This is a genomic window from Testudinibacter aquarius, assembly GCF_004342725.1.
In the GTDB taxonomy this organism is placed as follows: domain Bacteria; phylum Pseudomonadota; class Gammaproteobacteria; order Enterobacterales; family Pasteurellaceae; genus Chelonobacter; species Chelonobacter aquarius.
Genome location: NZ_SMCP01000011.1, coordinates 31,897 through 54,705, shown reverse-complemented (window position 1 = coordinate 54,705; position 22,809 = coordinate 31,897). Strand labels below are relative to the sequence as shown.

Below are 22,809 nucleotides of genomic sequence, written 5' to 3'. Positions count from 1 at the left end.
ATTTTTTGTGATCCAAGTAGAATCTTGCAAAAGATCTGATTCAGCAAAAGCCGATTGTCGCTTATACTTTTGCTTAAAAGAACCACAGACGCTAAAACAGAGGTTAGTCATGAGCCCATTACTGTCCAAATCCAACGCCATTAATAACGGCTTTCGTCAACAAATCACCCCGCAAAACGCCAATTGGGAATATGTCGGTTTCGAACTGCTGCATTTATCCGCCGGAGCGGCACAGGAAATCGAGAGTGGTAACACCGAAATCTGTTTTGTGGTGGTGTCCGGCTACGCTTCATTTGCGGTCGATGCCAAAATTTTTGAACATCTGGGTAACCGCACTTCGCCTTTTGAACGGATTCCACCGTATTCACTGTATGTGCCGCATCATAAACAGGTGCGAGTAATTGCTGATACTGAGGTGGAGCTGGCCATTTGCCGTGCGCCTAGCAATGGCAACTTACCGATTCGGGTGATTAAACCGCAAGATGTCGGCGTGGAAAAACGTGGCTTCGGCAACAATCAACGCTTGGTGCACAATATCTTGCCGGAAACTGAAGCTGCCGACAGTTTATTGGTGGTCGAAGTGTTTACTGACGAAGGCAATACCAGTTCGTTTCCGAGCCATAAACATGATCAGAAAAATTCGGAAACCGAAACTTATCTGGAAGAAACTTACTACCACCGCTTCGAGCCGCAACAGGGCTTCTGCCTGCAACGGGTTTATACCGACGACCACACATTGGACGAATGTATGGCGGTTTACGATGGCGATGTGGTCAAAGTACCGAAAGGCTACCACCCGGTGGCAACCATCGCCGGCTATAACAACTATTACTTGAATGTGATGGCAGGTCCGGTGCGCAAATGGCGTTTCAGCTGGGAGCAGGATCACCAATGGATCAACAGTGAAGAGTATGCGCGGAAGTTTAAGTAATTACGCTTCTGTTTTTTTGCATAAGCTGAGCGGCTAACTTTTAGCCGCTCACTATTTTTTAAAAAACTAAACCCTCGCAATTAAGTCCTCCCCGTTACTCGCTCCTTTTTTCGGTTGCTCGGTCGGGTTAAATCCCTGCGCCAACCATTTATCATTAGAGCGAATCATTTTGCGGTAATGAGTTGGCGAAAATCCGGTATATTTTTGAAAATTATCATAAAACCGACTAATCGAATTGAACCCGGCAGTTAATGAAATATCCAACATGGTTTTGTCGGTGTCGCTTAACAACGCTTTGGTGTGGTTAATTCGCATCATGGTGATGTATTGCTTAATCGTCAGCTGCATAACACTCTGGAACAGCCCCATCGCATAATTGGTATTTAACCCGACAGCAGTTGCCACATCGTTCACGGTTAAAGATTTGCTGTAATGGCTGGCAATGTGGTCGAGCATTAAGCTGACATAATGCTGAGTGTGTTTAGACGCTTTTTGTTGGCCATTCGGCTCATACACTTTTTCCAACAGCAATTGCCAACCGTCCAAGGCGATCCGTTTTATCATCAATTCGATTTCATCATAAACCAGCTGCTGGCGGCTCAAGGCGGGCATTTTTAACTCTTTTTCCCAACGTGCCACTTCAAATTGGCTGACGAGATCTGGATTCAACGACTGGATAATCATGCCGTGAGTAATGTGGTTGATTAAATCTTGCGGCAGCGGCCAAGACAGAAACAGATGCACTGGCACATCTAACACCGCCATTGCCTTACATTGTCGGCAATCGACCACACGATGCGGAACCGAAGCCCAAAATAAGGTGATATGGTTTGCCTTTATCGTGACGTTGTGGCCGTTAAAAATATAGTCCACATCGTCATCAAACGGAATATTGATCTCCATATGACCGTGCCAGTGATAGCCCGGCATGGCGGCCGGTGGATATTGCAGATTCACTCTTAACGGCTGGTTATCCGAATAAAGTGCCAACGGGCTAATGCTTTCGCTACCAAAGGTATTGCCGTCCACCGCTTTAAAGCGTACTGTTTGTAATATCGTTTTTTTCATTGGCTATCACTCTAAAATCCCTCTTCATTTCGATTAAGGCTAGCATTTTTATCCTATGTAAAATAGTATTTTTCCGCCAAATAATCCTGAAACTTCAGATTATGTCGTGATGATCCAGAAAAATGAGCTTTCAGGAATTTTATCCGATAATTCGAAGCGACTTCTTTTGGTGTGCAATGCGATGATGAAGATCGAATTCAAATGACAGACTCACCACTATCAAAGGAGTAAATACTCATGAATGCACCTAAAATTACCTTTATCGGCGCCGGCTCAACCATTTTTGTGAAAAATATTCTGAGTGATGTTTTCCACAAACCGGCTTTGAAACAGGCAAAAATTGCACTGATGGATATTGATCAAACGCGTTTGCAGGAATCACAGTTTGTGATCGATAAATTGATGCGATCTGCCGGAGCAAATGGCAGCATCGAATGTTACACCAATCAAAAAGAGGCACTGCGTGATGCGGATTTTGTGGTGGTGGCATTTCAAATTGGCGGCTATGAGCCTTGTACCGTCACCGATTTTGAGATCTGTAAAAAATACGGTCTGGAACAAACCATTGCCGATACGCTCGGCGTTGGCGGAATTATGCGTGCGCTGCGCACCATACCGCACTTATGGCAAATTTGTGAAGATATGACTGAAGTTTGCCCAAATGCCACCATGCTGAACTATGTTAACCCGATGGCGATGAACACCTGGGCGATGTATGAAAAATACCCACACATCAAACAGGTCGGGCTTTGTCATTCAGTGCAGGGAACCGCCGAGGAGTTGGCTCACGATTTAGATCTGAATCCGGACGATTTGCGCTACACCTGCGCCGGTATCAACCATATGGCATTTTACTTAAATCTGGAAAAAAGCTTATCGGACGGCAGTTACGCCAGCATTTATCCTGATCTGTTAAACGCATTTGAACAAGGCACGGCACCAAAACCGCGCATCGATCATAACCCGCGCTGTAATAACCTTGTCCGCTACGAAATGCTGAAAAAATTAGGTTATTTCGTTACTGAATCTTCCGAGCACTTTGCCGAATACACGCCATATTTCATTAAGCCAAATCGTCCCGACTTAATCGAGCGCTACAAAGTGCCATTGGATGAATATCCGAAACGTTGCGTTGAACAAATCGCGGCTTGGAAAAGTGATCTTGCAAAATACAAGCAGACCGACAGCATTCAAATGCCGGAGTCGAGAGAGTATGCCAGCACGATTATTAATTCTATCTGGACTGGCGCTCCGAGTGTGATTTATGGCAATGTGCAAAATACCGCACTTATTGATAATTTGCCGCAAGGGTGTTGTGTTGAAGTGGCTTGCTTGGTCGATGCCAACGGTATTCAACCAACCAAAGTCGGCACATTGCCGAACCATTTAGCCGCATTAATGCAGACGAATATTAATGTACAACGGCTCACCACCGAAGCCATTTTGACCGAAAATCGTGATCGTATTTATCACGCGGCAATGCTCGATCCACACACTGCCGCAGCTTTGGGGCTAGAGGAAATTTACAGCTTAGTTGATGAGTTGTTGGTGGCTCATAAAGACTGGATGCCGCAATGGATCTACCGTTAATCACCTGACATTAATCAGAAATACCGGACCCCCGGTATTTCACAAAGATAAAAGGAAGTGTTATGAGCTTATCAATGAAAACCAAAATCAGCTTCGGACTCGGTGCCTACGGTAAAGATTTTGCTATTGGCATTGTGTATATGTACCTGATGTATTACTACACGGATGTGCTGGGCGTCAGTGCGGCAATCGTCGGCACCATCTTTATGGTGGCACGAGTGTGGGATGCATTAAATGACCCGATTATGGGCTGGATTGTTAATAGCACCCGCTCCCGTTGGGGAAAATTCAAACCTTGGATTCTAATCGGCACGATTGTCAATTCTCTAGCGCTGTTTTCTCTATTTTGTGCGGATTTCTTTAGTGGCACGACACAACTTGTTTACATCGCGGTAACCTATATTCTTTGGGGCATGACTTATACCCTCATGGATATTCCATTTTGGTCATTAACCCCGACTTTAACCCTGGAGCAACGTGAACGTGAAGAACTCGTGCCTTATCCACGCTTTTTTGCCAGCCTGGCCGGTTTTGTCACCGCTGGAATATGTATGCCGTTTGTCGATTATGTCGGCGGAGCGGATAAAGGCTATGGTTTCCGTATGTTCACCCTCGTCATCATCGCTTTCTTCATTGCTTCGACCATTATCACCTTGGCCAATGTCAAAGAGAAATATTCATCGGATCAATTTGAAGATAGCGATCAGCCGGCTAAGAAAATCCCCTTAAAAACCCTAGTGTCGTTGATTCCAAAAAATGACCAACTGTCCAGCCTGCTAGTGATGGCGCTGTGCTATAACATTGCCGGTAATATCATCTCAGGCTTTGCGGTGTATTATTTTACCTATGTTGTCGGCGATAAAGAGTTATTCCCATACTATATGTCGTATGCCGGTATCGCTAATCTTACTGTAATCATCTTGTTTGCTCGTTTAGCCAAACTGTTTTCACGCAAAACGTTATGGACGAGTATTTCCTTATTCTCTATTTTAAGCTGTGCCATTTTGGCATATACCGGTCTGGTCGATCACGGCAACATCTTTTTAATCATCACTGCCGGTGTCTTTATGCAAATTGGTAGTGCTTTATTCTGGACATTGCAAGTGATCATGGTGGCGGATACGGTAGATTATGGTGAATATAAACTGGGCATCCGTTCCGAAAGTATCGCCTATGCGGTACAAACCATGGTGGTCAAAGCCGGTTCCGCAGTATCTGCCTTTTTGATCGGCGTGCTTTTGACTGCCATTAGCTATGTACCAAATATCACACAAACCGCAGAAACCATTTTCTGGATGGAAATGATTATGATCGCCTTACCGATTTTCTTCTATGTGATTAAATTATGTGTCTATTTCCGTTATTACAAATTACACGGCGATCTATTGGCGAAAGTGAATATCCGCTTGCTGGATAAGTACCGTGTCACCGACTAACCAGTTATCTTAAACCGTAAAAAAACCTGTAGTGACAAACTACAGGTTTCAGGCTGTCGATAAAGCAGTTTCAGAGGGATTCAACGATACTCAACCATGTACGATGAAATCGAGCACGGAAAAACGCTTTTATTCTTTGCGTTTAAACGCCAGTGAGATTGCCAGCGTTTGCACCAGGGTCATGGTGGCACATTGTGAGCGGAAGCCGCTGACTTGCGCTTCTTTGACTACGAAAGCCACATCGCTGAAGCCGACGAGTGGACTGATTTGGCTGTCGGTGATGGCAATTTGTTTCACGCCGCTTTTGGCAACGGCATTCATAATATTAATGGTTTCTTTAGCGTAAGGCGAAAAGCTGATTGCGACCACCACATCACCCGGCTTAATCAGATTCAACTGTTCTTCAAACATACCGCCCAAGCCGTCGATAATATACGAATGGCAATCCAGATGATGCAACGCATAATTTAAATAACTGGCGACGCTGAAAGAGCGTTTTAGCCCAATAATAAAAATATTGTTGGCAGAATGCAGCAGCTCGACCGCACTTTCAAGCTGCTCAAGGCTGATTTGATTGACCAATTGTAACAACGCCTGATTATTCGCTTGAGCAAACACATTCAGGATCTCGTTCGGCGCTCCTTGTGTGGCATTGTCGGGATCAATTTTATCGAACAAAACCGCTCTTTCACTGTAATTAACTGTCTCTTCCATCAGATTTTCGCGAAATATCTGTTTCATTTCGTTAAAACCACTATAACCAAACGCATTGGCAAAGCGAATCAAGGTGGACGGCGGCACGTCTGCTCGTTCGGCGATCACCGCTACGGTATCGAATACGATGCTATTCGAGTTATCCAGAATGTATTTAGCCACTTGCTTCAAGCGTTTACTCAGATTGTCATAGCGATCCCGAATTTGGCTTTCTAGTTGTTCAAGTTCTAATGATTTATTCATTTTATGTATCTCTGGAAGAAACGGACCTAAACATTATAAGGGCTTTTAAAATTAATTATAGTTTTTATGATTTAATAAACCGAATAAAATTATATCTATTTTTTTGCAATGTTTTTTAAATTTAGTGACTTAACTTAACGCCACTGAACGAATCAGTGGCGTTATCAGAAAACGATTACGGCAATAATTTCTCATCGCGCCATAAATCCGCATAACTTTCACGACGTTTGATCAAATGAGCCTGGTCGCCATCGACCATCACTTCGGCGGTGCGTGGACGAGAATTGTAGTTGGAAGACATGCTGGCACCGTAAGCACCGGCAGAGCGTTGTGCGATCAAATCGCCTTCGGCAATCGTCAGTTGGCGCTGTTTGCCGAGAAAATCGGAAGTTTCGCAAATCGGGCCGACGATATCGTAAACCGCACTTTGTCGTTGTTCGGTTTGCGGTAAAGTGCGGTCAACTTCAATAATTTCCATATAGGCTTGATACAGCGCAGGGCGGATCATATCGTTCATTCCGGCATCGACAATCGCAAAATGGCGTGATTCATTACTTTTCAGATATTCAACTTTGCTGACTAAAATTCCGGCATTGGCTGTGATCGCACGTCCCGGCTCCAAGATAATTTCCAGCTGCGGATAGGCGCTTAATTTGGCTAAAAGTGCGGTGGTGTATTCGCTTGGATGGGGGGGCTGTTCGCCGTGATACGGCACGCCCAAGCCACCGCCCAGATCAAGGTGGCGTAGTTCGATGCCGTCTTCTTTAAGTTGCTGCATCAGTACCAATAAACGGTCTGTTGCGTCCAAAAACGGTTGTAATTCAGTTAATTGCGAACCAATGTGGCAGTCCATGCCGCTGATGTTGATGTGAGGCAATGATTGTGCCAAACGGTAAACTGCTCTGGCTTGATCAACGCTGACACCAAATTTGTTTTCTTTTAGACCGGTGGAGATGTAAGGGTGCGTTTTGGCATCAACATCTGGATTGACCCGTAGCGAAATCGGCGCAATTTTGCCCATTTTTTCTGCAACATGGTTAATTCTTTTCAATTCGGAAATGGATTCAACATTGAAACAGCGAATGCCGACTTCCAGCGCTCTGGCGATCTCTTGTTCCGTTTTTGCCACGCCGGAAAATACGATTTTACTGGCATCACCGCCTGCTGCCAACACGCGTTCCAACTCCCCTTGCGACACAATATCAAACCCCGAACCGAGCTTTGCCATTACATTTAACACGGCGATATTCGAATTGGATTTGACGGCATAACAGATTAAATGCGGGTGATCGCCGAAAGCGTTATCAAAAGCGTGCCAGTGGCGTTCGAGAGTGGCGCGGGAATAGATGTACAGTGGGGTGCCGAATTGTTCGGCAATATCGCTGACTACGACGCTTTCCGCCATAAGACGGTTGTGTTGATACTGAAAAAAATCCATATATTTCACTCTATTATCATATTTTATTTTGAGGTTTGGCTTGGTGTTGGCTGTTCGGTCTGTGGAAAATAGAGTGGACCTTTCACGCCACAAGCGGTGATACTCAATAACATGGATGCTGCCAATAGGCAGTACCAGCATTTTTTCATTCTGATTTCCTCATCTTTTTTAATTCTATTGATAACGGCTATTTTTACCATTAATTAGGGCTTTGTGCTATCACAATTGCGTTAAAGTCACTATAATTCGTCACTATGTATTCAGCAAAGAACCGATATTTTATGAACGTAGCAGAATTTCACCAACAGGTTGAACAAACCTGGTCTTACATTGAAGAACAACTTGACGAACAAGAAGTTGACGTTGATTGCGACACGCACGGCTCAGTTTTTTCTATCACCTTTGAAAACGGGCAGCAGATTGTGATCAATAAACAAGAACCGTTGCTCGAGCTGTGGCTGGCAAGCAAACTGGGCGGCTACCATTTCAAATTTCACGACGGGCAATGGCTGACCGCTGATCAGCAAGCGTTTTTTCCGTTATTGAGCGAAGCGCTCAGTGCGTATTACGGTGAAACGGTGACCGTGGCTTAATGTCTGTAGAGCCTTCCAATGCCCCGACCCTGCAAACCGCACTTGCTGTGTTACAACAAGTGTTTGGTTATCACGCCTTTCGTCAGGGGCAGCAGCAGGTTATCGAAGCGGCGTTAAACGGGCAGGACAGCTTGGTGGTGATGGCGACCGGCAGCGGCAAATCGCTGTGTTATCAAGTGCCGGCGCTGTGTTTTGATGGTTTGACGTTAGTGATTTCGCCGTTGATTTCACTGATGAAAGATCAGGTCGATCAACTGTTGAGTAACGGGGTTGAAGCCGCTTATCTGAACTCGACCCAATCGTTTGCCGAGCAGCAACAAGTGCAAAACAAAGCGATTAACGGTGAATTAAAACTGTTGTACATTTCGCCGGAAAAAGTGATGACCACCACATTTTTTCAGTTTATCTGTCAGTGTCGAGTCAGTTTTATTGCAATTGATGAAGCGCACTGTATCTCACAGTGGGGACACGATTTTCGTCCGGAATACACCGCACTGGGTGGTTTGAAAAAGAGTTTCCTCAATGTGCCGGTGATGGCGCTGACCGCTACCGCCGACAGTGCCACGCGTAAAGATATTCTACAACACCTCGAGCTAAGCCAACCCTATCACTATATAGGCAGTTTTGATCGCGCCAATATCCGTTATACCTTGGTTGAAAAATACAAAGGCGTCGAGCAGATGTGCCGTTTTGTGCTGGCGCAAAAAGGCAAGAGCGGTATTGTGTATTGCAACAGCCGCAAAAAAACCGAGCAACTGTGTGAAAGCCTGCAGCGGCGCAAGGTCAGCTGTGCGCCTTACCATGCCGGCATGACGATTGAGCAGCGTGAAGCCACACAACTGGCGTTTCAGCGCGATAATATTCAAGTGGTGGTGGCGACGGTGGCATTCGGCATGGGCATCAACAAATCCAACGTGCGCTTTGTGCTGCACTTTGATTTGCCGCGCAGCATTGAAGCCTATTACCAAGAAACCGGGCGTGCCGGGCGTGACGATTTGCCGGCAGAAGCGGTTCTGCTATATGATCCGTCCGATTACGCGTGGTTGAATAAAATATTATTGGAAAAGCCGGAAAGCCCGCAGCGCCAAATTGAACAGCATAAATTGCAGGCAATGGGTGCCTTTGCCGAATCGCAAATCTGTCGCCGTTTAGTGCTGCTGAACTATTTTGGCGAACACCGTAGCACGCCGTGCAAAAACTGCGATGTTTGCCTCGATCCGCCCAAATCTTACGATGGTCTGCTGGACGCACAAAAAGTGATGTCGGTGATTTACCGTATCGGGCAAAATTTCGGCACACATTATGTAGTAGCAATCTTGCGCGGTTTACAGAATCAGCGGATTAAAGAGCATGGGCACGACACACTGTCGGTGTTCGCCATCGGTAAAGATCAGAGCCAAGAGTATTGGATGAATGTGATCCGCCAGTTGATCCATTTGGGCTATATCGAACAAAATATCATGCAGTTTTCCGCACTGCGCCTGACTGAAGCCGCCCGCCCAATTTTGCGCGGCGAAACCGCACTTTCATTGGCAACGCCACGTCTGTCAATGTCGGTGATTCAGCGCACGCAAAGCTCCGGCTTGAAAGATTATGACAAAGACCTGTTTGCCCGGTTGCGTTTTCTACGCAAGCAGATTGCCGACAAAGAGAGCATTCCGCCGTATATCGTGTTTAACGATGCTACCTTGCAGGAAATGGCGCAGCTGATGCCGACCTCCAATACCGAAATGTTACAAATCAACGGCGTAGGGCTGCGCAAATTAGATCGCTTTGCGCAACCGTTTATAGCGTTGATTAAAGAACATCAAAAAACCCTAAAAAGCGCTCAAACGTCCCCTTCTGTTTTTGATTAGGGTCTATAACTCAAATGATAAACAAAGATCCACAGCCCCTAATTATTGCATAAAAAAACAGCTATATTGCTATAGTCGGCTAACGTTTTACGGTATGATTCAAGCTATGAAGATCAACAGACCCTAAAAGGAGAAGCTATGCAAACCCCAACGGAAATGCAATTGGATCGTCTGGTTCACGGCTATTGGCGCTTGAAACAATGGAATTTAACCCCACAGCAATTGTTGCAATTGACCGAGCAGGTTATCGAGCTGGGGATCCGCACTTTTGACCACGCCGCCTGTTATGGCTCGTTTACCAATGAGGAAGAGTTTGGACGGGCATTAAAACTCAAACCATCGCTGCGCCAAGGGATTACTCTAATCACCAAGTGCGGTATTCTGTTTCCCAGCCAGGAATTGCCGACGATTAACAGCCATTATTATGACAACAGTTATGAGCATATTGTGGCATCAGCGGAGCGTTCAATTGCCAAAATGCGCTGTGATTATCTGGATGTACTGCTGATTCACCGCCTCTCTCCTTGTGTGGATCCGGAGCAGGTTGCGAAAGCCTTCGAACATCTACACAGCAGCGGCAAAGTGCGGTATTTTGGCGTATCCAACTACACCCCGTCGAAGTTCAGTATGTTGCAGTCCTACCTCGACCAACCACTGCTGACCAACCAAATCGAAATGTCGCCGTTGCATTTGGCACCATTTGACGACGGCACGCTCGATTATTTAATGGAGAAGCGAATTCGCCCGATGGCATGGTCGCCACTGGCTGGCGGAGAACTATTCAACAAAGACAACCCTGCCGGCATGCGGGTGCGCAAAGTCTTGCTAGACATTGGACAACGCTTTAACGAAACCCATCTCGACACCTTGGCTTATGCTTGGCTGCTCAGCCACCCGGCAAAAATCACCCCAGTGATCGGCTCCGGCGAACTGCGCCGCATCAAAAGAGCGGTCGATGCGCTCTCGATCCGGTTGACGGAACAAGATTGGATCGAAGTCTATAAAGCCGCACAAGGGCATGATATTCCTTAATTATTCTTAATCACTGAGAAAGCCGCTGGTGTACAGTTCAGATATTCAGCGGCTTTTTGTTTGACAGCAGATAAAGAAGTGTGGTTAGGCTTGTTGCGCGGCTAACTCACGATCTTTTTCCTGCTCACGTTTGACACATTGGCGTTCATAGGCTTTAAAGAACGGATAATAGATAAAAATATCCAGAATAATCAATCCGATACTTAAAATCGGCGCCCAAATATCGCCGCCGGAGACTAAATAAGCGCCGATCGGTGCCGGTGTTGTCCACGGTGCCATCAGATAGACCCGATGAATTAAGTCAAAATCCAAGATCAAATAGGCGATCACCGCATTTGCCATCGGTGCGAAAATCAATGGGATAAAAAAGAGTGGATTGACCACCATAGGTACGCCGTAAACAATTGGTTCGCCGATAGAGAAGAAAGACGGTACCAGCCCGATTTTGCCGATTGAACGCAAATGCACCGATCGGCTGCGAATCAGCAAGAAAGCCAACGCAATCACCCCGCCGGAAGCACCGTGCACGATATAAAAATCCCAAAATGAGTTGGTAACAATAAAAGGAAGTGGCTCACCCGCTTGTAACGCCGCCAAATTGGCAGCCATATTTTGCAGTAAGAACGGGGTCCAAAGTTGCATTAATACGAGAGATCCATTAATGCCTAAGAACCACAGTAAGTGGGTAGCAAATACAAACAACATAATCGCCCCAAGCGAATCGCTGACTTTGATCAACGGCGCCATATAGTCCATGATTAGCTGCGGAATAGTGACACCCATCGCATGTTCAACATAAATCGAAAACGGGAAAATGGTGACCAACATGGCTAAAATCGGGATCACGATATTCAGCGATTCGGCGACCGCACTTGGCACTTCTTTTGGCAGACGGATGCGAATATTCAAATATTCCAGCAAACGGGTGACTTCTACGGTGTAAATTGCAACGAAAATTGCAGAAAATAGCCCGATACCGCCGAAAAATTTAATGTCCATTGCACCGTCTTTTACTGGTGCAGCGATCAGTAAAAACGTCATCACTGATAAAAACGCTGCCGGTAGCGGCTCCCGTTTATAAGCCTTAGCGAGGTTATAGGCTATACTGGCGGAGGTAAATAACGAAATCGCATTGAACGACATTTGGAAAAATGCCCAGCCGTAATCGCTTGCCCAAGTGGCAAAACGCCACCATGCCATGCCGAAACTATTAGTGGTGTTTTGATCAAAGGGCGGAATCAGTAAAATCATGATAAAACTGCCGACAATCAAGAACGGCAGAACCACGATAAACCCGTCACGGATAGCGGAAATGTGCGGCTGTTTTTCTAACTTAAGTGCGGTCGGGGTGACGTATTTATCCATGTAACGGATCATTTTTTGGCTAAACTGGCTCATTACGCACCTCCTATTCGCCGTTGACAACTTTGAAACATAACACTTGCCAAGCCGGTTGATAGTTGTGTACGGTGATTTCCACTTTATCGCCTTGCCGTTGTTGCGAGAATTCTACCGCCGGGTTCAAAGCGCTGACAGTCGTGTTGCAAGGTAGTGAAAAACAGGTTTCACCAGCGCGAAGCCCGCTGACGAAGCAATACAGGTCGGTCTCTTTTTTGGTGAAATGGAAATCCAAATCGGCTTGGCGATAAGATTCTCGGCAGCTGCAACGGGTGGCATAAATTCCTTCACCGTTCACTTCTAACCAATTGCCAAGTGCGGTCAGGCGTTCAATTTGTCCGTTTGGGATTGTGCCGTCGGCTTTTGGTCCGACGTTTAGTAATAAATTACCATTGTTGGCGACCACTTCCACCAACAGCGCCACCAATTTCTCTACCGCAATCAAATCGTCATCGCTTTCATTTTGGTTATAACCGAATGACAGTCCCAAACCACGACACATTTCCCATTTCCGCTCACGGGAGGCTTCTCCGTGTTTATATTCTTTCGAGGTGAAATCGCACCATAAGCCGTTCCAACGATCATCGACCACGCCGTCTTCCACCTGATTATAGTAGTGGGAAAATAAGCTCGGCAGCATATGTTCGCCCTGTTTCGGCCAACCGATATCGTTCCATAATACTGCCGGCTGATAGTCGTCGATTAGCTCTAATACCTGATTGAAAGCATAGTCTGCGTAAGCATAAGTTGGGCTGGCATTTGACATATTTTGGCTTTCGGTGAAAATTGGCGCTGAAGAAAATGTCCAATCAATTACGCCGGAATAATAGGTACCTATTTTTAACCCGACGGCTTCAACCGCACTTTTTAATTCCCCTAAAATATTACGTTTCGGACCATAGTTCAGGCAATGATAATCGGTGTAACGGCTTGGGAAAAGACAGAAACCGTCATGGTGTTTTGTGGTCAACACCACATATTTTGCCCCTGCTTGCTTAAATAATTGTGCCCATTCCGCCGGCTGCCACTTTTCGGCTTTCCAAAGTGGCAGAAAATCGCGATAGCTGAAATCTTTGCCGTAAGTTTGAAGATGGTGCTGATAAGTCGGGCCTTGCTTGACGTTAATTGAATTAAAATACCATTCTGCGTAAGGATTATTACAAAACCACTGTTCATCAATTTCGATTTCTCCCAGCTCCCAAGTCAACGGTGCAAATGCTGGTACGGAATAAATTCCCCAATGAATAAAAATACCAAATTTATAATCATCATACCAATCGGGCAGAGGGTGGGTTTTAACGGATTCCCAAGTTGCAGAATAGAATTTTTTCATAATAATTCCTCACTGTAATATTATTTAATAGTGAATTCATATGGATATACAGCTTTTAAATATTCATATCAATATGCTCAATTGCTTGCTCCCATTCAATCAAGTCATAATCAATATGAAATCAAGATTTCAAAATATGATCAAATAGAAACAGTATTTTATTTGATTGGGGTGGTTTTTTGTGACTGCTATCACTGAAATGTACAGAAAAAAGTGTGAGTGTTAGATTTTAGATGCCCGAATAGGCAGGAAATTTGAAGATATCAGGCATCTAAATGAACAAGTCTCTATTTGATTAACTCATACTGAATCACAAAAAGTGCGGTTTCGTTCGGATAAATTTCTCGAATAACGGTTTGCAACTGGGCCAGAGTCATATTTTCTTGTGCAGCATGTTGTGAATTTAATTGTGCGAAAGTGATCGGCGTGACCGACAAGATCCGGATTTGGGCAAACCAACGCTGTGTTTCGTTGGTGAAAACATCGACAATACTTTGTGGTTGATAGTGGCTTTCGCTGCGATCACGAATGGTAATGGTTTTGCTGCCATTGAGAATATCTTGCTCAAAGCGTTGGAAAAAGGTGATTTGGGAGCGAACGAACATGCTGAAAGATTCCTGAGATAAGTGATTATTGATGTAAATTATAGGAAGAATGAGAAAGAGTTGCTATACTCAAACGCAATCTATATTTAATAAACGCTATTCCGATGACTATAATTACCAAAAAAACGCCGTTGTATATCAATATAATTGAAAAACTGAAACGTGAGATTCTATCAGAAACGATTCATGGTTTTCTCCCGTCGGAAGCGGAATTGCAAAAAATGTTTGGTGTTTCACGTTCGGTGATACGTCAAGCGCTGGCTAAATTAGAGGTGGAAGGTTTAATCAGCAAAGCGCAGGGAAAAGGCAGCTTCGTGTTGCCGGTTAATAGGATTCACCGGGTAGTGCAGTCGTTAAACGGTTTGGGTATGCAAATCGAGAAAATGGGAACAATGGTTAATACAAAAATCATCTCTTTTGAATTAATGGATTATGATAAAGCCAATCAATTTTGGAATGAGAAGCAAGCATTGTATTTAGCACGAATCCGCTCCGATATTACCCAGCCAATTGCTTATATCGAAACTTATTTGCCTACAAAATATCAACGCTGGCTTACCCCTGAGAAGTTAGCACACGCCTCTTTACATCAGATTTTAAAGCAAGATGCCAATATTGAACTAGAACGTTCGACCCGCCATATTTATGCCATTGCGGCGCCATCACATATTGCAGAATACTTGAATATTCCTATCGGCAGCCCTCTTTTACTGCTAAAAGGCACAACCTTTGATAAAAATAATAACATCGTCGAAGTTTTTTCGACTTATCATCGCGGCGATAAAATTATGTTTGATCTAGAAACCACAATTTAATTTTACTGATTGACAATCTGAATCTTCTACCACATCATATCTTGTACGTACAAGTTGTGCGTAATTTGATACTAAGGAGACAGTTATGCCAGTTAATCAGATGGACTCAAAAACTCAAACATTAGTTCCTTTATACGATTGGATGAACAAGATTCCGGGTGGAACGATGGTTGTACCTCTTATATTGGGATCAATTATCGGTACTTTTTTTCCGGAATTTTTGGGTATAGGTTCATTCACTACCGCACTTTTCAAATCTTCCGCTGGACCGTTGATCGCATTATTAATTTTCGCAACGGGTATGCAGATTACCGTGCGTAGTTCCGGACCGGTCTTGGCGCACACAGGAGTAGTCCTGCTATTTAAAACCATTATTCCGGCTGGATTAATTACGCTGATCGGTTTGGCTGTCGGCTCGGACGGTATTATGGGAATTTCGCTTTTGGCAATATTAACTGTAGTCGCTAACTCAAACGGCGGTATCTGGCTTGCATTTACAGGTAAGTATGGCGATTATCGCGATAGAGGGGCTTACGTCGCATCGGCGGTTAACGACGGACCTTTTTTTGTTTTACTGTTTCTTGGGGTTTCCGGATTGGCGGATATTCCACTTTCGCTCATGTTAGCGGCGGTTATTCCGTTATTGGTTGGTATGGTTGTCGGGAATCTTGATCCTAAATGGACCAATATTATGAAGCCGACCGGTGCGATTGTTATTCCATTTTTTGCATTTGCGCTTGGCACCGGAATCAATTTGCATTCTATTATAACCGGTGGTGCAACGGGAATTATTTTAGGTGTTGTCGTTTCTTTGTTAACCGGTGCCTTTGTTTATTTCGGTTATAAAGTGATTTTAAAAAGAGGAACGCAATCAGGGATAGGATTTGCTGCCGGAACCACTGCCGGCAACGCAATTATTACACCGGAAATTGTTGCGCAGGCTGATCCAAATATGGCGCAGTATGTTCAAACGGCAACTGCGCAAATAGCTGCAGCAGTGTTGGTGTCTGCGATTTTGGCTCCGCTGGTTGCGGCTTGGGTGCTGAAACGTCAGGGCGGCTTGGAAGATCATTTTAAAGAGGGTAACTGATATGAAAAATAATATTCTGGTAATTGCCGATGATTTAACCGGTGCTAATGATACAGGTGTAATGTTTGCCGAGAACGGATTTTCAACTATCTTACAGGTCAATTCCGATTATTTACATCAAACGGATTTCTCACAAGCTGAAGTATTTACGGTTTCTACTGATGCACGTCCGGTCGGTGAAAAAGCGGTTCAGTTGACCAAAAGTGCGGTTGAGGCAGGTTTACAAAACGGCATTGAGCAGATTTATTTAAAAATTGACTCAACGATGCGAGGTTCGGTTGCTTATCAGATAGAAGGTGCGCTGCAGGCTTGGCGTTTGCGTTATCCCGATGCGAAAGCTGTGATTTGTCCTGCCTATCCTGAAATGGGCAGGACAATCGAACAGGGGCATTTATATGTCAATGGTATTCCCGTGCATGAAACGGCATCAGGCAGAGATCCGATTTGTCCGGTGCCGTCCGCTTCAATGGATAAGCTGTTACCTCAAGCCGAGATTATCAGCGGATTTACATCTGAGCAAGAATTGCAGCATATGATTACGACATCAGCGGCAACGCAATTGGCTGTTGATGCTAAAACTGCACAGGATCTTACTCTGATTGCCAATGTCATTGCGCAGTTAGGCAATCAGATTATTCCTGTCGGTTCGGCCGGTCTGGCGCAGGTTCTGAAAAAATCGGCAAACAAGCCCGCTTCTCATCACTCTTTTGCGCTGTCGCGCGCCCTTATTTTAGTGACCTCGGTGCATGAAATCAGTCAAGCTCAAGTCGATGAATATATCGCGACAACAGGCGGAAAAACCATTGTTTTCAGTCCGCATCCCTCACAATTAATTAACGCAACCATTTCGGAACCGGCTTTGAAACAGCAACTAAAAGCGCTGATTAACTGTAGCAAGGAGAACGTTATTATCCGTGCTAATCCGGCGAAAATTAATGCTGCAGGAAATATCAATGAAATTGCCCGCACTATTTCGGGATATTTGGCGGATTTAGGCAAATATTGTCTGGATCATGCGGCTTTTGATACTTTAATTTTGTTTGGAGGAGATGGTGCAGCTGCACTTTTAGCGCGTTTACCGGTATATGAGATGAAGATTTTGCATGCGGTTGTTGCAGGTGTTCCGCTGTGTCGTATTGCCGGCGATACTTATCAAGGATTGAAAGTGATGACTAAATCCGGAGGGTTCGGAGATAAGCAACTTTTAAGCAATATTATGCAGCAACATTCAAACAAGTAGGAGCGTAAGATTATGTCATTACCAATACTAGCGGTGACAATGGGTGATATTGCCGGAATCGGCCCCGAAATTACCGTAAAAACATTATTAGCACACGCCGATTTAAGACGTAAAGCTAAATTATTTGTTATCGGCGATTATACTGCGTTAGCGAACGCTTGCGTGTTATCAGGATTTTCGGCAAGCCAAATTAAGTTAGTGACGGATTTAAGCTGCTTAAACAACAATCCGAATGAAATAGAGCTACTACAGATTGCGGATCCGTTACCCGCGGTTCAAGTCGGTAAGATTTCCGCCGTAGCGGGGGATTCGGCATATCGTTTTGTTGTCGAAGCCTGTAAATTGGGGCGTGAAGGTAAAATTGACGGGATTGTGACCGCACCGCTCAATAAAGAAGCCATGCATGCCGGCGGTCATCATTGGCCGGGACATACCGAAATCCTTGCGCATGAGTTTGGTGTTAAAGATTATTCCATGATACTCTCTTCCGGCGATTTTTATCTGTTTCATTTGACAACCCACCAATCATTGCATTCGGCAATTGATGCCTGCACCACAACACGAACAACTACCGTGATTAATTTAGCGTTTGCATTGGCAAAATCATTAAATAAACCGAATGCGAAAATAGGGGTCTGCGGGATTAATCCGCATGCCGGTGAAAATCGATTGTTTGGTGATGAAGATCAGGATCAACTTGCACCTGCGATTCAACTTGCGCAGCGGAAAGGCGTTAATATTCAAGGTCCGCTTCCTGCAGATGCTTTAATTCCGCAGGCGGTTCGAGGGAAATGGGATATAGTGATTGCCTGTTATCACGATCAGGGGCACGCACCTTTTAAAGCGGTGTATGGTGATGACGGTGTCAATATTACCGCAGGATTACCGGTTGTTAGGGTGTCGGTTGATCATGGAACCGCCTTTGATATCGCCGGAAAAGGGATTGCCAGAGAAAACTCATTAGTCTTGGCCTGTGAACGAGCGGCAGAGTTGGCGCCTGGCTGGCATTTGGTGTGGAATTCTCTTTCGTCTTAGTCTGATTTATTATTGTATTAAACTAAAACGAATACCTATCAGTATCAGTCTAGGGCGGATATATAATCCGCCCTTGTAATTATCTATCAAATTCCTCGATAACATAAAGAGTACTGAAGCAGGATTTATGATAGAAATTAATACAATACGCCTTTGGCTTCGTCCGAATCAATGTTGTCTTTGGTGACAAAAACCACACCGGTGTCAATGAATTTTTCAATTGTCTTGCCGTCGATGACGTCTTTAATTGCGGTTACACCTTTGTAGCCCATTTGATAGGAGGATTGCACCACGATGCCTTCTAAGGTTCCGTCACGCACGAAATTTTGCAAATCTTGATTGCCGTCAAAGCCGACAGCTACCAATTTTCCGGCGTAGCCACGTTCTTTAATCGCACGAGCCATGCCGACGGCGGTCGGTTCGTTGGCACCGAAGATTGCAGTTAAATCCGGGTGGGAGGTCAAGACGTCGATGGTTTGGTTAAGTGCGGTCACCATATCCGATTGAGAGTAGAAAGGGCCGACCATGGTGATATCTGCATTTTGTTTAATTCTGTCCACAAAACCACCGGTACGTTCAATCGCACTGGCTGCGCCTGGGGTAAATGACATCACAGCCACTTTGCCTTTAGTACCATTTTTCTCTAACAGTTTTTCGGCAGCCAATTTCCCAGCGGCACGATTATCGGTCGCCAAGAAGGATTGGTAATATTTGCCGTCGCTGTTGATGCCGGAGTCGATCATCACCACTGGAATGCCTCTTTCAAAAGCGCCTTTCACTGCCGGAACCAATGCGTCTGGATCCGAAGCTGCCAACACAATGCCCGCAACGCCGCGATTGACGGCATTGTTGACCATATTGACTTGTTCATCAATGGCGGTTTCGGCTTGTGGGCCTTGGAATGAGATTGTGTATTGGCCACCGATGTCTTTGCCGGCTTCGACAGCGCCTTTATTCACATTTTGCCAGAAATTGGCATTGGCGGTTTTCACGATAACGGCGATTTCGTTGGATTTTGCCATCACCGGTGAGCTGATCAAAGCCGAAAAGCCAACGAGTGTTGCGATTGCTGCGACTGCGAATTTTTTCATAGTTGTGCTCCTTGTTTTAGGATAGGTTTTGAGGGTTAATGGTGTGTTACAACATTAAATCTTAGACCGCTTATTTCTTTTTGCTCTGTCTTAGCTGATCGATTGATACCGTGACAATGATCACCAGACCGATAATAATCTGTTGGATAAAGGCTGAAACACCGTTCATGTTCAAACCGTTACGCAACACCCCGATAATAAAGGAACCGATTAATGTGCCGGGAATGGTGCCGACTCCGCCCATTAATGAAGTTCCACCGACAACCGCACTGGCGATTGCGTCTAACTCATAAGCCACACCGCCGTTTGGCTGTGCCGTTACCAAGCGAGAGGCCAAAATCACGCCTGCTAAACCTGACAGCAGTCCACTGGCGATATAAGCATAGTTTTTCACTTGATTGGTTTTGATGCCGGAAAGGCGAGCGGCTTCTTCATTGGAGCCGATGGCATAAATGTAGCGCCCGACCCGCAGTTTGTTTAAGGCAAAGGTAAACAGAACTGCAATAACGATCATGATAATCACCGGATAAGGAATGCCGGGAAATTTGACCAGTGGCAAACCGTTTGCGCCTTCTTCAACGATGCGGAACAGCGCACCGTTGCCGAGGTAAGAGAATGATTCCGGCATACCGGATACCGGAGCAGCATTGGTGACATACAGTGCGACGCCACGCGCCACCATCATCATGCCCAAGGTAGCGATAAACGGTGGTAATTTCATTTTGGTGACCATAATGCCATTGGCATAACCACAGATACCGCCAACCAAAATACCGCCAAGCATACCAAGCGGCACTGGAATGCCAGTGTTAACAAACATCGCTGCTGCTACGCCGGAAAGGGCGACCACCGAGCCGGTGCTTAAATCAATTCCGCCGGTCAGGATCACACAGGTGGCACCAATCCCGATTAGCGCAATGGTGGAGGTTTGCAAGCCAATGGTCATTATGTTGTTGAGCGTAAAAAAGTAGTCGTTGCTGATGCTAAAGGCTAGGATCAACAGTAATAATCCTGCCAAAGACGCTAATTTTCTCAACATATCTTTTTGTTTGTCATTCATCACATTACCTCTTGTTTTAGGAAGCATAGTTGTAGGCTGCATATTCTCTTGCAAACATATTTTTCACGCCGGTAGCGTATTGCATAATCTCTTCTTGATTGGTCGATTTGGTTTCCAGCATACCGGTCATCTGTCCTTCACGCATGATGATCACGCGGTCTGATACGCCAAGCACTTCCGGCAATTCGGAAGAGATCACAATAATGCCGACTCCGTTGGCTGCCAACTCATCCAGCAGTTGATAAATGGCATATTTGGCGCCAACGTCGATACCGCGTGTCGGCTCATCAAAAATCATCACCGTGGCATCACGGAACAGCCATTTGCCGATCACTACTTTTTGTTGATTGCCGCCACTCAGGTTGTTGACCAACTGCTCGATGGTAGGCGTTTTGATCTCCATTTTATCGACAAAAGTTTTCGAGGCGTTGACTTCGGCATCGGTGGAGATGATCCCCAAGTTGCTGCTGACTTTATCCATCGATGCCATCGTAATGTTTTCACGAATGCACATTCGCACCGCAACCCCGTTCAACTTACGGTCTTCGGACAGGTAAGCGATGCCAGCTTTAATTGAATCCGATGGATTTTTGATCGAGACTTTTTTGTGGTGTACATAAATTTCTCCTTTATCCAGTGGATCGGCGCCAAAAATCGAACGCGCCAATTCGGTGCGTTTGGCGCCGACCAAGCCGGTGATCCCTAAAATCTCGCCACGGCGCAAATCGAAATTCAGCGGTTTGAACACGCCGACACGTTCGGCATTCATCACCGACAAAATAATCTCATCTTCGATAACCGCTGTTTTTGGCGGAAAGTGGTTATCTAGTGAACGTCCGACCATTTTGGTGATGATCTGATCCATCGTGATATCGCTAAAACGGTGGTTAGAGACATAAGTGCCATCACGGAAAATCGTAATATGGTCGCAAATCCGTTTTAACTCTTCCATGCGGTGCGAAATATAGACGATACATACCCCTTTGGCTTTCAAGCGGTGCACTAGCTCAAACAGTTTGTCGATCTCTTTTTCAGTCAGCGCCGAGGTCGGCTCGTCCATGATCAACACTTCCACATCAAAGGAGAGTGCTTTAGCGATTTCCACCATTTGCTGTTTAGCAACCGATAGCGTGTGGACGATATCGGTCGGGGCGACATCAATGTCAAACATCGATAGCAGCTGCGCTGCATCCACATTCATTTTGCGTTTATCAATTAAACCGTGTTTCAGGGGTTCTCGCGCAAAGAAGATATTTTCGGCAACGGTCAAGTGTGGTATCAGATTCAGTTCTTGAAAGATCATGCTGATACCGTTTTTTTGCGCTTCTAACACCGAGGAATACCGCACTTTTTCGCCTTTATACACAATATCGCCGACTTCGGGGTGATACACCCCGATCAGGCATTTCATCAAGGTCGACTTGCCGGCACCATTTTCACCCATCAAGGCGTGCACTTCGCCTTTGCGCAGTGCTAAATGTACATCTTTTAAGGCATGCACCGTGCCAAATGATTTACTGATATTGGTCATGGAAAGCAGCGGCACTGCTTGAGATTGAGTCGCCATGTCACACTCCTGCTAACAAATTATTAATCCTCGATTCTTAAACCATAGGTGCTGAATTTGCCCAGAACCACTTGGATCTCTTGCGGCGATAGCACCGGCACATCGTTGGTGATGGCTAATAGCTGAATGTACCAGGTTGCCAACACTTCCACTTCATGCGCCAGCCATAGTGCTTTTCGCAGATTTTTTTCGGCAGCGATCAAGCCATGGTGCTGTAATAAAATTGCTTTGCTCTGCTGAATTCCTTGCTGTACATATTCCGCCAGTTTTGGGGTGCCGAAAGTGGCATAGGGGACACACGGAATATGGTCGGTGCCGCCGACGGCGACCATGTAGTGAATCGCCGGAATCGCTTTGCCCAAAATCGAGACGGCTGAGCAGTGGATCGCATGGTTATGCACCACAGCATCTAAATCTGGGCGGGCTTGATACACCGCATGGTGAAAACGCCATTCGCTGGACGGCAATTTGCCAGCTTCATAGTGACCGTCACCATCAACAAACACGATGCAGTCTTCATTCATCTGCTCATAAGGCATGCCGCTGGGTGTGATCAGCATGCCGCCGTTATAACGTGCGCTGACATTGCCGGCAGTACCTTGGTTCAACCCTAAGCGGGTCATTTCGAGGCAGGTATCAATAATTTCTCGGGAAAGTGCTTGTCTGTTCATGTT

General features: G+C 45.4%; 21 protein-coding genes. 10 read left to right on the top strand and 11 right to left on the bottom strand.

What is annotated here, in order from left to right; all coding sequences use genetic code 11:
• Positions 1–109 precede the first annotated feature (109 nt).
• Entirely contained in the window at positions 110–931 is an 822-nt protein-coding gene (gene iolB, locus EDC16_RS10785; RefSeq protein WP_132967865.1) for a 5-deoxy-glucuronate isomerase, read from the top strand.
• Between the two features lie 66 nt (positions 932–997).
• Here the strand turns inward: iolB and melR are convergent, their stop codons facing one another.
• Positions 998–1,999, bottom strand: coding sequence for a transcriptional regulator MelR (gene melR / locus EDC16_RS10780; protein ID WP_132967864.1), 1,002 nt, complete (start codon positions 1,997–1,999; stop codon positions 998–1,000).
• A 237-nt stretch (positions 2,000–2,236) separates the two neighbouring features.
• On the opposite strand from melR, the gene melA reads away from it, so the two are divergent.
• Together melA and melB are read left to right on the top strand one after the other, a co-directional pair.
• Positions 2,237–3,589 (top strand): alpha-glucosidase/alpha-galactosidase, encoded by a 1,353-nt coding sequence (gene melA, locus EDC16_RS10775; protein ID WP_132967863.1) that lies wholly within the window; start codon positions 2,237–2,239, stop codon positions 3,587–3,589.
• Between the two features lie 62 nt (positions 3,590–3,651).
• Entirely contained in the window at positions 3,652–5,025 is a 1,374-nt protein-coding gene (gene melB / locus EDC16_RS10770; protein WP_132967862.1) for a melibiose:sodium transporter MelB, read from the top strand.
• Between the two features lie 129 nt (positions 5,026–5,154).
• Here melB and EDC16_RS10765 read toward each other — a convergent pair whose 3' ends face one another.
• The 3 genes from EDC16_RS10765 to lptM all read right to left on the bottom strand — a co-directional run bounded on the left by EDC16_RS10765 (position 5,155) and on the right by lptM (position 7,569).
• The gene (locus tag EDC16_RS10765; protein WP_132967861.1) at positions 5,155–5,982 is read right to left on the bottom strand and encodes a MurR/RpiR family transcriptional regulator; all 828 of its coding nucleotides are present in this window, start codon (positions 5,980–5,982) and stop codon (positions 5,155–5,157) included.
• Between the two features lie 175 nt (positions 5,983–6,157).
• A complete protein-coding gene (gene lysA / locus EDC16_RS10760) occupies positions 6,158–7,420 on the bottom strand; it encodes a diaminopimelate decarboxylase (RefSeq protein ID WP_132967860.1) in 1,263 nt (420 codons plus the stop codon).
• A gap of 23 nt (positions 7,421–7,443) precedes the next feature.
• The gene (gene lptM / locus EDC16_RS10755) at positions 7,444–7,569 is read right to left on the bottom strand and encodes an LPS translocon maturation chaperone LptM (RefSeq protein ID WP_132967859.1); all 126 of its coding nucleotides are present in this window, start codon (positions 7,567–7,569) and stop codon (positions 7,444–7,446) included.
• 132 nt (positions 7,570–7,701) lie between these two features.
• Here lptM and cyaY point away from each other — a divergent pair, with 132 nt between their 5' ends.
• The 3 genes from cyaY to EDC16_RS10740 all read left to right on the top strand — a co-directional run bounded on the left by cyaY (position 7,702) and on the right by EDC16_RS10740 (position 10,901).
• Positions 7,702–8,013, top strand: coding sequence for an iron donor protein CyaY (gene cyaY / locus EDC16_RS10750; protein ID WP_132967858.1), 312 nt, complete (start codon positions 7,702–7,704; stop codon positions 8,011–8,013).
• Positions 8,013–9,869 (top strand): DNA helicase RecQ, encoded by a 1,857-nt coding sequence (recQ, locus tag EDC16_RS10745; RefSeq protein ID WP_132967857.1) that lies wholly within the window; start codon positions 8,013–8,015, stop codon positions 9,867–9,869. The genes cyaY and recQ overlap by 1 nt, the downstream gene beginning before the upstream one ends.
• Positions 9,870–10,007: 138 nt before the next feature.
• Positions 10,008–10,901: an aldo/keto reductase gene (locus tag EDC16_RS10740; RefSeq protein WP_132967856.1), complete on the top strand. Its 894-nt coding sequence runs from the start codon at positions 10,008–10,010 to the stop codon at positions 10,899–10,901.
• An 84-nt stretch (positions 10,902–10,985) separates the two neighbouring features.
• On the opposite strand, the gene EDC16_RS10735 is transcribed toward EDC16_RS10740, so the two are convergent.
• The 3 genes from EDC16_RS10735 to yqfB all read right to left on the bottom strand — a co-directional run bounded on the left by EDC16_RS10735 (position 10,986) and on the right by yqfB (position 14,237).
• Positions 10,986–12,278, bottom strand: a complete 1,293-nt coding sequence (locus EDC16_RS10735) for a PTS sugar transporter subunit IIC (protein ID WP_416069075.1) — start codon at positions 12,276–12,278, stop codon at positions 10,986–10,988.
• A gap of 31 nt (positions 12,279–12,309) precedes the next feature.
• Positions 12,310–13,632, bottom strand: a complete 1,323-nt coding sequence (locus EDC16_RS10730; RefSeq protein WP_132967854.1) for an alpha-L-fucosidase — start codon at positions 13,630–13,632, stop codon at positions 12,310–12,312.
• A 287-nt stretch (positions 13,633–13,919) separates the two neighbouring features.
• Positions 13,920–14,237: a N(4)-acetylcytidine aminohydrolase gene (yqfB, locus tag EDC16_RS10725; RefSeq protein WP_132967853.1), complete on the bottom strand. Its 318-nt coding sequence runs from the start codon at positions 14,235–14,237 to the stop codon at positions 13,920–13,922.
• 104 nt (positions 14,238–14,341) lie between these two features.
• Between yqfB and EDC16_RS10720 the strand changes: the two genes are divergently transcribed.
• The 4 genes from EDC16_RS10720 to pdxA all read left to right on the top strand — a co-directional run bounded on the left by EDC16_RS10720 (position 14,342) and on the right by pdxA (position 18,417).
• Positions 14,342–15,052, top strand: coding sequence for a GntR family transcriptional regulator (locus EDC16_RS10720; RefSeq protein WP_132967852.1), 711 nt, complete (start codon positions 14,342–14,344; stop codon positions 15,050–15,052).
• Between the two features lie 142 nt (positions 15,053–15,194).
• A complete protein-coding gene (locus EDC16_RS10715) occupies positions 15,195–16,142 on the top strand; it encodes a 2-keto-3-deoxygluconate permease (RefSeq protein WP_416069076.1) in 948 nt (315 codons plus the stop codon).
• Between the two features lies 1 nt (position 16,143).
• The gene (locus tag EDC16_RS10710) at positions 16,144–17,382 is read left to right on the top strand and encodes a four-carbon acid sugar kinase family protein (protein WP_132967851.1); all 1,239 of its coding nucleotides are present in this window, start codon (positions 16,144–16,146) and stop codon (positions 17,380–17,382) included.
• Between the two features lie 12 nt (positions 17,383–17,394).
• Positions 17,395–18,417, top strand: coding sequence for a 4-hydroxythreonine-4-phosphate dehydrogenase PdxA (gene pdxA / locus EDC16_RS10705; RefSeq protein WP_132967850.1), 1,023 nt, complete (start codon positions 17,395–17,397; stop codon positions 18,415–18,417).
• A gap of 137 nt (positions 18,418–18,554) precedes the next feature.
• On the opposite strand, the gene EDC16_RS10700 is transcribed toward pdxA, so the two are convergent.
• From EDC16_RS10700 to EDC16_RS10685, 4 genes are all read right to left on the bottom strand, one after another.
• Entirely contained in the window at positions 18,555–19,508 is a 954-nt protein-coding gene (locus tag EDC16_RS10700) for an ABC transporter substrate-binding protein (protein ID WP_132967849.1), read from the bottom strand.
• Between the two features lie 70 nt (positions 19,509–19,578).
• Positions 19,579–20,568, bottom strand: coding sequence for an ABC transporter permease (locus EDC16_RS10695; protein WP_132967848.1), 990 nt, complete (start codon positions 20,566–20,568; stop codon positions 19,579–19,581).
• 16 nt (positions 20,569–20,584) lie between these two features.
• Complete coding sequence (locus EDC16_RS10690) at positions 20,585–22,135, bottom strand: sugar ABC transporter ATP-binding protein (RefSeq protein WP_132967847.1); 1,551 nt, start codon at positions 22,133–22,135, stop codon at positions 20,585–20,587.
• A 23-nt stretch (positions 22,136–22,158) separates the two neighbouring features.
• The gene (locus EDC16_RS10685) at positions 22,159–22,806 is read right to left on the bottom strand and encodes an L-fuculose-phosphate aldolase (RefSeq protein ID WP_132967846.1); all 648 of its coding nucleotides are present in this window, start codon (positions 22,804–22,806) and stop codon (positions 22,159–22,161) included.
• Positions 22,807–22,809: the final 3 nt, after the last annotated feature.